The sequence below is a fragment of the Gemmata sp. genome, from assembly GCF_051859125.1.
In the GTDB taxonomy this organism is placed as follows: domain Bacteria; phylum Planctomycetota; class Planctomycetia; order Gemmatales; family Gemmataceae; genus Gemmata.
Window position 1 is genome coordinate 1 of the sequence record NZ_JBHYGG010000115.1, and the last position, 11,156, is coordinate 11,156.

An 11,156-nucleotide genomic window follows, 5' to 3' on the forward strand; every position below is an offset into this window, starting at 1 on the left:
GCGGACCGGGCCGCCGACTGGCTGGAGCGGTGCATGGTGGAGGCGGTGGCCCCGGCCCTCGATCCGGTACCCGTCGAGGTCGACGTCACCGTCGGCCGCACCTGGGGCGGGTGACGGACGGTCGGGGGTGCGATGCGGAGCGCGGCGCCAGGCCGGGCCCACGCGGGACGGGCGGCCGGCCGGGGGTGAGGGCACCATCGGTGGTTCGGAGATGAGCAGCGTCGACGCCGGTCTGCCGCAGGCGGCCGGGGGCGAGTCGTTTGAGCAGGGCGTCTATCGGGACGACGAAACGCGGGATATAGTCTCTGAGGGGACGCACGATTCCGCCGAGGCCGGTTACCGCTGCCGGTCCGGGGTAGAGCAGCTTTTCCTCCCCAACCGCGTCCGCATCGGTAGGAGTCTCGCCGTGACCGAGCCATTCCGATCGCGAGCGCTCGTAGTTCTGGCCGTGTCCCTCGCCTTCGCCGGCTCCGGGCACGCCGGCGAAATCCACGACCTGTTGAGGAAGGGAGAGCTCGACAAGGTCAAGGGACTGCTCGCCAGGAACGCGGAACTGAAGGGTGCCCGCGACGACCTGGAACAGACGCCGCTCCACGTCGCCGCACACTACGGACACGCCGAAATCGTCAAGCTCCTGCTCGAACAGGGGGCGGATGTCAACGCCCGCGCGTACAACGAGTTCGCCCCGCTGCACCTGACCGAGAGCCCGGAGGTGGTCAAACTGCTGATCGCTCACAAGGCCGACGTGGACGCAGAGGCTGGCGGGGAGACCGCCCTCCAGCGCGCCGCCGGCCGGCTGCAGAGGGCCGACAAGGCAACCGCGCCGAAGTGGGCGGAGATCGTCAAATCGCTGCGCGGCGCGGGGGCCCGGTACGACATCCTCTCGGCGACGTACCTCAACGACCTCGACCGGGTCCGGGCCGTCATCCGGGACGACCCGCAGGCGGTACTGGAACCGGACGTGATGCGCGTCGCGGCTCGCTGCGGGCGGGCCGCGATCGTCAAGCTCCTGCTGGACCACAAGGCCGACCCCAACGACCCCGGCAACTTCGGGCTGCCGGCGCTGTACGACGCCCTCGAGCACCCGGACGTCGTCCGGGTGCTCATCGCCGCCGGTGCCGACGTCAAGACCCCCCTCACGCTCAACCCCAAGCCGGGGTTCGGCACGACCGGTCAGTGGCCGGAAGGGACGCTCCTGCACCACGCCGCCCTCAAGGGCTACGCCGACACCGTCCGCCTGCTCGTCGCGGCCGGCGCCGAGGTCGACGCCCGCCACCCCCGAAGGGGGACGCCGTTGCAGTTCGCCGCGTCCGGCGGGTGGCCGGAGGTGGTGAAACTGCTCCTCAAGCGCAAGGCCAGCGTGCGCGGCGAGGACGGCACGGTTGCGATGGCCGCCGCCGCGAGCCGGATCTACTACGCGGTGGACTATGTGGAGAAGGTCGCCCGTTACAAGTCCGTGATCGCCACCTTGCGCGGCGAGGGGGTGCCCGTCAACTTCCACGCCGCGGTCGCCCTGGGCGACCTCGACGAGGTCAAGAAGTTCCTCAAGGAGAAGCCGGAGCTCGCCGCCTCCAACACGCCCGAGCGGCCCGGCGGCAAACCGGCGCTCGCAGCCGCGGTCGTCCTCGACCACAGGGAGATCGTCGCCGCGCTGCTCGACGCAGGCGCCCCGATTGAGGCGGGAGACGACGGCGGGAACACGCCGCTGCACTGGGCGGCGCGCTTGGGCCGGGAGGAGATCGCCAAGGTGCTGCTCGCCCGCCGTGCCGCCGTCAACGCCCGCGACAAGGACGGTCTCACGCCGCTGCACGCGGCGGCAGGGTGCGGGAAGTCTGGGGTGGCCCGAATCCTGTTGGCCGCCGGCGCGGACGTCAACGCCAAGGACCACCACGGGTGGACCCCGCTCGCCTGGGTAAGGAAGAACGAGGAGGCAGCTGCCGAACTCACCAAACTCTTCAAGATGCACGGCGGTCGGTGACCGCCACCGGTCGTCGGCGACGGCGACTCGAAGGTTGGACACCGCGTTTTCGGTCACGGCGACCCTGCGGTCCGTCACCGGCTGGAAGCTCACGTCGACGGGCCGGCAGCGGTTGAACTTCACGCTGTAGCTGCCGCACGCGTGCCGCGGGTCGACCCACGCCCCGCCCGTATTCAGCTCGACCGTCCCCCCGACCGTCACGCCCGCCCGGGCCTCGCTGAAGTCGATCGTGGCGCCGAGCCCGACCACGGGGCTGTTGCCCGGCCGCGGTGCGGGGGAAGAATCTTCCGAAATGTGCTGCGATCGCCCGACACTTCTCAGGAGGTCCGTGTAGTTCCCAGGTAGGGGCGGTTCCGCGCCCCCGAAGGGAGGTGCCGGATGCTCGTCGAGATGAGGCCCATCGACTCCATCAAGCCGTACCCGGGGAACCCCCGGCTCAACGACGCCAGCGTCGACGCCGTCGCCGCGTCCCTCAAGGAGTTCGGTTGGCAGCAGCCGCTCGTGGTGGACGAGGCCGACGTGATCATCGTCGGGCACACGCGGTACAAGGCCGCCAAGAAGCTCGGCCTAGCCGAGGTGCCGGTCCACGTGGCCCGCGGCCTGACCCCGGCCCAGGCCCGCGCGTACCGGATCGCCGACAACCAGACCGCCACCCTCTCCCAGTGGGACGACGACAAGCTCGCCCTCGAACTCGTGGCGCTGCAACAGGACGGGTACGACCTGGCCCTGACCGGGTTCCCCGAGGACGACGTCCTCAGGATGCTCACCGCCCCCGAGGAGCTCCGCGGCGACCCGGACGCCGTGCCCGAGCCGCCCGCGGACCCCGTCACGCAGCCGGGCGACCTGTGGGTGCTGGGCCGACACCGGCTCCTGTGCGGCGACGCCACCAGCCCCGACGACGTCGCGAAAGTGCTTGGGGGCGGCCCCGCCGACGTGCTCCTCACCGACCCGCCCTACGGCGTGGCCTACCAGGGCAAGACCGCGGACCAGCTCACGATCGCCAACGACGACCTCGACCCGGCCGCGTACCGCACGTTCCTCGCATCCGCGCTCACCGCCGCGGGCGCGCACCTCAAGCCCGGCGGGGCGTTCTACCTGTTCCACGCGGACCTCACCGCCCTGCCCGTCCGGCTCGCGTGCGCCGACGCCGGGCTCACGATCCGCCAGGGGCTCGTGTGGGTCAAGTCGGTCCTCGTGCCCGGCCGGCAGGACTACCAGTGGAAGCACGAGCCGTGTCAGCCCACCGGCACGCGGGTAGCGAAGGTGGTCAAGGAGGGGCGGTGGCGCGAGGACTCGGTGATCGAGCAGGTGCCGATCGAGTCGCTCCGGCCGGGCGACCGCGTGGTCAGCTTCGGGAACGCCAAGGTCTACCGCCGCGGGAGGGTCGTGACCGGCATCACGAGCCGCCGCCACACCGGCAACCTCCACCGCGTCGAGGTCGGGGACCTCTGCACCCGTGCCACACCCGAGCACCGGTTCACCGTGCGGTTCAACCCGGCGCTCCCGAAGGCGGGCCTCCTCTACCTCATGCGGCGGGGCGACCGGTGGCGGGTCGGCGTGTGCGGGATGTTCAACACCCGGGGCTTCGGGCCCTCGGGGCGGCTGTCGCAGGAGTGCGGCGACGCGGCGTGGCTCCTGGGCGGCTTCGCCACACTGGCCGAGGCCCGGATCGCCGAGCAGGTGGTGTTGTGCAAGTACGGCCTGCCGACCACGATCTGGGAGACCGGGCGGACCGCCCGTGCCGTCGGAACCCAACGCGACCGGGCGGGCGTCGACCTGATCTACCGCCGGCTCGGCGTGGGCCGCATCCAGTCGGGCGCCGACCGGCTCCTGCGAGACCACGGGCTGTCCGCCGACCTCCCACTGCTCGTGGCCGACGAGAAGGGGAACTTCTCCCGCACCCAGTCCCGCCAGGTGGCCGCGTGCAACCTGCTCCCGAGTGTCATGCAGGTGCCGGTGCCACGTCCGGAGAGGGGTTCGAGTGGCGTGACGTGACGGCGGCCACCTTCGCACCGGTGGCCGACCTCGAGGTCTGGTCGATGGACGTCGAGCAGGACCGGCACTACGTCGCGGACGGCATCGTCGTGCACAACTGCCTCTATGGTTGGGCCGACGGGGCCGCGCACACCTGGCTCTCCGACCGCTCCCAGTCCACGGTTCTCGAGTTCGACAAGCCGGTGAGGAACAGCGACCACCCGACCCCGAAGCCCGTGGACCTGTTCGCGTACCTCCTGGGCAACTCGTGCCCCGCGGGCGGGACCGTGCTCGACCCGTTCGCCGGGAGCGGCACCGCGCTGGTGGCCGCCGAGCAGACCGGGCGGAGTGCCGCGCTCCTCGAACTCGACCCCCGGTACTGCGACGTCGTGGTGTCTCGCTACGAGCAGCTGACCGGAAAGACGGCGGAACGGCACGCTCCCTGATGAACCCCGGAACAATCCTGACGCGGGGGCGGCACATGCGACTCGGGCGGCGGCTCGAGTGGGCCGAGCGGGCCGAGCGGGCGGTCCGGGACCGGCCCCGGGCCGACCAATTCAGCGTGGTCCAGGCGGTCCCCATGGGCCGCTCGGGCGGGCTCCCCCTCGGGCTCCACGCCGACGGGCCCCGGGGCTCGACTGCCGGGGTCCTGGTGTACGACCCGGCCGCGGGCCGCCCCGCGGTGCCCGAGGGGCGGATGGCCCCGTAGGGGCTGTTGATCGTGTGCGACGCGGAGTTCGTAGACGGGCCCCTGTGACTTTGTGGAGGCGTGCCGTGGCGGAACAGCGGAAGAAGAACGAGGACGCCTTGCTCCTGGCCCTGGCGTGCGGGGCCACGGTCGAGGCCGCGGCCCGCCAGTGCAACCTCACCGACCGCACCATCTACCGCCGCCTGAGCGAGCCCGCGTTCAAGGACCGGCTCCAGGCCCCCCGCGCCGACATGGTGGCCCGGGCCGCCGGGATGCTCACCGCCGCCGCGGGCGAGGCCGTGCGGACCCTGCTCCAGCTGCAGAAGGACGCCCCCGCCACGGTCCGGCTCGGGGCCGCGCGGGCGGTCCTGGAACTCGGGATGAAGTTGCGGGAGGTGGCCGACCTGGAGGCCCGGATGGCGGCCCTCGAGGCCCGGCTCGCCGACCAGGACCCGCCCGGCCCCCGCGGCCTGTACGCCTGAGAAACCGCGATGCTAAGGACCGCCGTTCGCGTCGCCCGGCTCGAGACGCTCGCCGCCTGGGCGATCGGGCCGCCGGTCGCCCCGACCGGTCCCGAGCCGGACCCGTGGGCCGAGGTCCTGGCCCTCGTGCCCGCGGAGTTCCGGGCCGCCCTCGCAGCCAAGTTGGGCGGGCCGTACGACGCGGACGTCGAGGCCCTGGCGTCGTGGACGTCCGCCCCACTGGCCCCGTGGGCCCGCCCCGCGGCACCGGGGTTTCGGGTTCCGGCGGCGCTGGTGGCGTGGGTGATGGACCCGCCCCACCGGTACTGGGCCGGGCACCACTGCGGGGCGTGCGGGCTCGCCGTCCCCGTCGGTCTCGACGACCCCATCCGCCCGTTCCCGGCGTGCCCCGCGTGCGGCGGGGCCACCTCCTACGCGGCCTACGGCCGGCCCGACCCGGAGGACCACTCGTGCGGCTGGCGGCCCGGTTGAAGAAGCTGATGAGAGCCCTGCCGGCGTGCGATCCGCGGGTCCGGTGGCTGGCCCCCGAGGGTCAAGTGCCCAGCGCCGCGGCCGGTGCCAGCGGTGCGGCGGGTCCCACGTCGTGTACGTCGAGGAGGTCGTCGTCACCTCCCGCACGGAGGCCGACGCCGTGCTCGCCCGCAACGGATCGAACGGAGGCGGCTCATGAACCTGCGGCACCGCGTGCGGGCGGCCGAGCGGACCACCGACCGGCACCGTGCTCCCGAACCCGGGGATCGCGTGTGCGATCGGATCGAGGAACTCACCGCGCTGTTCGCCGAGGACCCGACCGCGTTTCCCACGGCGATCGAGGCCGGCATCCTCGCCGCGGTCGATCGGCAGATCCGGTTCGAAGAACTGCTCGTCGAAACTCCGGCGGAGGCCCGGCCGTGACCTTGTCCCGCCGTTTCGACGCGCTGGAGCAGCAGATCCCGCGGGTGAAGCCGGGCCGCCCCGTGCCCGACCACCCGGTGGCGTTCGCCCGCGGCCTGCTGGCCGGGGCGTTCAGCCCCGAGGACCTGGACCCGTGCCACCCGCACCACACCGGGTGGCTGACCACAGTGTACGCATTTCTCACCACACTCACCCCCGAGCACCAAGCGTCGGAAGCTGAGGCGGGGATCGCCACCGGGGCCACGTGCCTGGATGCCGAGGGGCTCGCCGCGCTGGACGCGTTTATGCGGCGGGGATGAGTCCGAACCCAAAGGTCGCCGTGGCGGGGCAGCGATGCAAGTCTCTCGGGTCGCGTCCGGCCCTCCAGGAGGCCCGGGTTCCCCCGGCTTCGATCGAGGCCGAGTGGCAAGCCGCGTTCGAGTACCTCCTCGGTACGGCTTCTTCGGCGCCGAGCCCGAGTTCCCCGAGGCCCTGGAGCTCCCAGAACAGGGAACCGGCCGCCACGGAACCGACATCTCGGACGAGCCGAGTTATTGCCAGAATCAGCTCGAAACTGAAAGGACCTAATATTCTATTAATTCAGCGTACATATTTACTAAATTATGTTCAATCTAATTAAAATGATCCCATAAGCTAAGACGGGAGAAGTAGGTCCGGACGGACGAGTCGGAGGAGTGGCCGATCGCGACGGAGGGAAACTGACGATGCGTGCAGGACGGAGGAGTAAGCGGTCGCGGCGGAAGCAGACCGAGTTCGTTGAGCGGCTATTCGCGCACGTTTCCAAGACGGGGGTGCTCGGCGAACGGGGCTCCGTGGGCGAGCGAATGTGACCAAGCGACACCTCGTGCCGGCGGGTCGCCCAGAACCCGGGGATGGAGGGGCGGTCCGCGTTTGGTGCGGGCAAGCCGAGTATGACGCGAGGGCTGCTGGAGCCGCTTGAGCCAGCTTGTTGTGGCTGTTGAGAGTGCTGGTTTGCTGGGTCGCCAGGTGTGAAGGCCGGACTGGTAAGGGGCCTACCGCCTGCGACCAACTTCGCAGGTCAAAGATCACGACTAACAGTGCCCTCTGCCATCGGCTGATAGGACCGAGAAGCCACCCGCGGCCCGCCGTAATGCCTCTACCACCACCTGGACTGCCGGTTCGGGCGGTCCGGAGCGTCCTCGTCGGGGGATCGCCGTTGGCGGAGGAGCCACCCCGCCACAACGGTCAGCACCGCTGCGACGGTCAGGGCCCCGGACATCCAGACACGAGAGTTGCCCTCTACATCGTCGAGTCTCGACGCGGCAGCCGAAGCCACGGCCGCTCCGGCCAAGAACAAGAGCAGTCCGCCGGCTATCTTTCGCAGGTATATCACCGACTCACCCTGGGATCAGGAACCGCTCTGGCGCGGGCAGAACGGCCGGCCGGTCGGGGCGCGCCTCATGAGACGGCTGAACCGTAACGGTTTCTTCTCGGCAGCCTCGGGCTCGGATGCACCCTTCTCCGCGGTCGGGCCGAGTAACGCGTCGGATACGAGCCACGCGAACTTGTCGGGCATCCGGTTATTCCCGCACGTACCCGAGCCGGCTGGGACGCCGCCGGGCGACGGGTCGTCCAAGCGCTTGGCCAGTTCCCAGCGGGTTTTCCACTCGGTGCCGCCGAGCAGTCCACGGACGGAGCCACGGCGCGCATGCGGGCTCACCCGGCCGAACCCCTCGCCACCCGCCTTGATGTCGTCTCCCCACGCACGCGCTCACTCGTACCGCGGCCGAGGTGCGGCACCAAGGCGGCGATCGCATCAACCGAAGAAAGGCATGCCCGTAGCAGCGTGCCTCTGCCCGCGCAGGTGAAGACTGACCGGGCATCCGCCAGCAGAACACAACTGCCGGCGGACCATGCGCGGTCGCGTGACTCAACAGATGCGCCAGGGCCGATCGCGTGAGAAAAAGAACCGGACGGACCACGGCCCGCGTACCACTTCGAGGGACACACCGCCATATTGGCGTGGGGCGTGTCGGGTTCTCCGACACGCCCCACGCCAATGTGGCTGCCCACGCGAATTCTTTCGAAGTCCCAGAGGCAGTTGAAACGCCACGCGTCGCTTTGAAGCAGAGGATTCGACTCGCACACGCGGTGCCCGTCAGGGCGCCCAAAACCCGACACCGAACAATGGAACTTCCGACACATGCGTTCGCTGTTGGACAGCCGCGTGTGGTACATATCAAAATCAACCGCAAGACCTGCTCGCCGCGGCCTGCACCGGCCCCTCACTAGGGCCCGAGTGCCCACACGTCACCCTCCGGGACCTGGCATAGGGAGCGCTTCGGAAATCCGCCGTTCCGTTGGTGAAGTGAGAAAATGGTCCCGCACGGCGCCGTTGGGATTCAGCGACGGTTGAGGTCCTCGGTTCAGATTTGAGCACAGGAGTTGGCGTCAGCAGAAGTCGCAATCCTTGCACTATTCGCCGTAGAAATCGTATTTGAGGTCGCGACCGCAAACCGAAGTAAAAAACTGCAATATCTTGGAATCCCAGCTTTGGTTCGCGTCTCACGTGGCGCGAATCGACGTTATGGTGATTATGGGAGTCGGGGTGCTGTGGTACCTCGTCCTCGTTCCAACACCCTTATTGACCGGGGAACCCGCCACACTCCACTGCAGATCGCGACACACCTGCTGAACCCGACACGCCGTTACGCCGTGTCACCCCACTGGAGGCTTTATGCTTCTCGCCCACTCCAGAGGACGCAAGGGAGCTAGCGCCGTCGAACTTGCTGTCCTCCTACCGTTCCTCCTGTTCCTCTTTCTCATCGGCACCGACTTCGCCCGCGTCTTCTACCTCAAGATGGCGGTCGACAACTGCGCTCAAGCAGGGGCCCGGTGGGCGGCCGACGACAACCCCGCCCACCGCCGGGAGAGCGGCCACGCCGACGTCACCTCCGCGTCCCTGGCTGCCGCGCCCGGCCTCAACCCGACTCCGGCCGTGACGATGTCCGGTCCTGCTGCGGTGACATCCGGGGGAAAGTCGTACCCCGCCTACCAAGTCACGGTGACGCTCGAGTTCCAACCGGCGACCCGGTTCGTGTGGTCCCTGTTCGGCATCCCGGACTCCGTCAGATTGACGAAGACGGTTGAGATCCGACAGTTGCCCACGTGATTGAGGGCGCTCCTCGGGCGCACCCTCGTTCGACCCCCTAGCAACTCAGCCAAGGTGCCTTATGCTGCTGCGACGCCCACGGCGACGCGGCGCGGCCCTCGTAGAGGCCGCGCTGGTCTACCCGATTCTGTTCTTGCTCGTGTTCGGCATCCTCATAATGTCCCTCGTCGTGTTCCGGAAGCAGCAGGTCAACTACCTCGCGGCCGAGGGCGCGCGGTATGCGTGCGTCCGCGGGGCGAAGTACGCGGAGGAGACCAGAAAGGCCGCGGCGACAGCGGACGCGGTGCTCAACAACGTCGTCGTCCCCCAAGCCGCGGGCATGAACCCGTCGGCCCTCACGGTGACGGCCGCGTGGAACGCGAGCAACCTCCAGGCCCAACCGGTCACCGTCAACGACCCCGTCCGCTACCCCAGCGGCAGTCACAGCGGAGTGGAGTTCCGCGCGAACTCCGTGTCAGTGACCGTAACGTACACTTGGAATACCGGCATGTTCGGCACGTACAAACTTGCTAGCACATGCACCCATCCCATTGAATACTAAGGTGACCCCATGATGAAGACTAATGCGGTACGCCGCGAGGGAACCGTCGTCGTGGCTGTGGCCGTGTCCCTGATCGGCCTGCTCTCGTTTCTCGCCCTGTCGATCGACGGCGGGTTCGTTCTCGAGAAGCGCCAGAACGCCCGGGCGGTGGCGGACGCGGCCGCGATGACCGCGGCCGGTGAACTGTACGCGCGGTGGCAGACCAGCCCGTCCGGGCTCGACCCGGACGGCAGTATCGCCGCGTTAGCCAAGAAGGTCGCCAGCACCGGCGGGTACGCCGACGGGGTAAACGGGGTCACGGTGACCGTGAACATCCCGCCGACGAGCGGACAGTTCGTCGGGAGCCCCTTCCACGCCGAGGTCGTCATCGGGGCGCAGCAACCGCGGTACTTCAGTACCATCATGGGCTCGACGGCCCGGATCCCCGTCCGGGCGAGGGCGGTCGGCCGCGGCCGCAGTTCGGTCGTGACCGTCGGAATCATGGCCCTCGACCCCAAGCTCAAGGGGTCGTTCCAGTCCGGCGGCAACGGCGCGATCTCGGTCACCGGTGGGGCGAACGTGCTCGTGAACTCGACGAGCAGTGAGGGCATGATCGCCAACGGCGGGGGGAGCATCTCGGCCCCGACCTTCAGCCTCTCCGGCTCGCCCGGGTGGAACGCGACGAACAACTCGACGCTGTCCGGAACGACGCTGTCCAACCAGCCGCAGCAGCCCGACCCGCTCCGGTACCTGCCGGTCCCCGACCCGACGACGATGCCTGCGCAGTCCGCCTCCAACGGCAACAAGGTGAGCCTGAAGCCCGGGGTGTACACGTCGAACCTGAACTTCACCGGCAACACGACGGTGACGATGGATCCTGGGGTGTACTACATCAAGGGGGCGTCGTTCAGCTTCAGCGGGGCGAGCCTGACGGGCAGCGGCGTGATGATCTACATGGACCCGTCCTCGACGAGCGACAACCTGAGCATCACCGGCGGGTCGGGGAGCTCGATCGCCCTCAGCCCGCCCACGTCTGGGCCGTGGCAGGGGATCTCGATCTTCCAGCGACGGGACTCGGAAAACACAGTCAAGATCACCGGCGGGTCGGGAAGCTCGATGGCGATCACGGGAACGTTCTACGCGGCGGGAGGCACACTCCAAGCGACGGGGAACGGCGACTCCCAGACCATCGGGTCACAGTACATCAGCAACATCGTGACCACCGGGGGTAACGGGTCGTTCTCGGTGAACTGGGACCCGAACATCGCCCCCCGCCGGCGGGAGTTGTTCCTTGTCGAGTGAGGTGATTTCTCTTGGTGAACAGTGTGTCCACGGGAGGCCCGGTTTCCAACGGTCGGTAACACGACCCCGTGAGCAGCCTGGACCCGACCGGCGGGTTCAGGTCCCTAACCCGGCATGAAGACGTGTGCCCCTAGGGCTTACGCACTATGCGTGGAGAGTCCTTGGAGTACTTGAACCAAGTACTG

General features: G+C 69.1%; 11 protein-coding genes. All 11 read left to right on the forward strand.

Going from position 1 to position 11,156, the window contains the following annotated elements:
* The first annotated feature begins 406 nt into the window (after positions 1–406).
* The 11 genes from ACTIGN_RS12765 to ACTIGN_RS12815 all read left to right on the forward strand — a co-directional run bounded on the left by ACTIGN_RS12765 (position 407) and on the right by ACTIGN_RS12815 (position 10,971).
* Positions 407–1,978, forward strand: a complete 1,572-nt coding sequence (locus ACTIGN_RS12765; RefSeq protein ID WP_439624346.1) for an ankyrin repeat domain-containing protein — start codon at positions 407–409, stop codon at positions 1,976–1,978.
* 378 nt (positions 1,979–2,356) lie between these two features.
* A complete protein-coding gene (locus tag ACTIGN_RS12770) occupies positions 2,357–3,973 on the forward strand; it encodes a ParB N-terminal domain-containing protein (RefSeq protein WP_439624348.1) in 1,617 nt (538 codons plus the stop codon).
* Positions 3,970–4,398 carry a DNA methyltransferase gene (locus ACTIGN_RS12775; RefSeq protein ID WP_439624350.1) on the forward strand — a complete coding sequence of 143 codons (429 nt, stop codon included), beginning with the start codon at positions 3,970–3,972 and terminating at the stop codon, positions 4,396–4,398. Before ACTIGN_RS12770 ends, ACTIGN_RS12775 begins: the two co-directional genes overlap by 4 nt.
* Entirely contained in the window at positions 4,398–4,661 is a 264-nt protein-coding gene (locus tag ACTIGN_RS12780; RefSeq protein ID WP_439624352.1) for a hypothetical protein, read from the forward strand. The genes ACTIGN_RS12775 and ACTIGN_RS12780 overlap by 1 nt, the downstream gene beginning before the upstream one ends.
* Before the next feature lie 65 nt (positions 4,662–4,726).
* Positions 4,727–5,122: a hypothetical protein gene (locus ACTIGN_RS12785; RefSeq protein ID WP_439624354.1), complete on the forward strand. Its 396-nt coding sequence runs from the start codon at positions 4,727–4,729 to the stop codon at positions 5,120–5,122.
* Between the two features lie 9 nt (positions 5,123–5,131).
* Positions 5,132–5,593: a hypothetical protein gene (locus ACTIGN_RS12790; protein ID WP_439624356.1), complete on the forward strand. Its 462-nt coding sequence runs from the start codon at positions 5,132–5,134 to the stop codon at positions 5,591–5,593.
* Between the two features lie 195 nt (positions 5,594–5,788).
* Entirely contained in the window at positions 5,789–6,016 is a 228-nt protein-coding gene (locus ACTIGN_RS12795; protein ID WP_439624358.1) for a hypothetical protein, read from the forward strand.
* A complete protein-coding gene (locus ACTIGN_RS12800; RefSeq protein WP_439624360.1) occupies positions 6,013–6,315 on the forward strand; it encodes a hypothetical protein in 303 nt (100 codons plus the stop codon). The genes ACTIGN_RS12795 and ACTIGN_RS12800 overlap by 4 nt, the downstream gene beginning before the upstream one ends.
* A gap of 2,399 nt (positions 6,316–8,714) precedes the next feature.
* Complete coding sequence (locus ACTIGN_RS12805) at positions 8,715–9,149, forward strand: TadE/TadG family type IV pilus assembly protein (protein WP_439624362.1); 435 nt, start codon at positions 8,715–8,717, stop codon at positions 9,147–9,149.
* 61 nt (positions 9,150–9,210) lie between these two features.
* Complete coding sequence (locus tag ACTIGN_RS12810; protein WP_439624364.1) at positions 9,211–9,690, forward strand: TadE/TadG family type IV pilus assembly protein; 480 nt, start codon at positions 9,211–9,213, stop codon at positions 9,688–9,690.
* Between the two features lie 9 nt (positions 9,691–9,699).
* The gene (locus ACTIGN_RS12815) at positions 9,700–10,971 is read left to right on the forward strand and encodes a hypothetical protein (protein WP_439624366.1); all 1,272 of its coding nucleotides are present in this window, start codon (positions 9,700–9,702) and stop codon (positions 10,969–10,971) included.
* Positions 10,972–11,156: the final 185 nt, after the last annotated feature.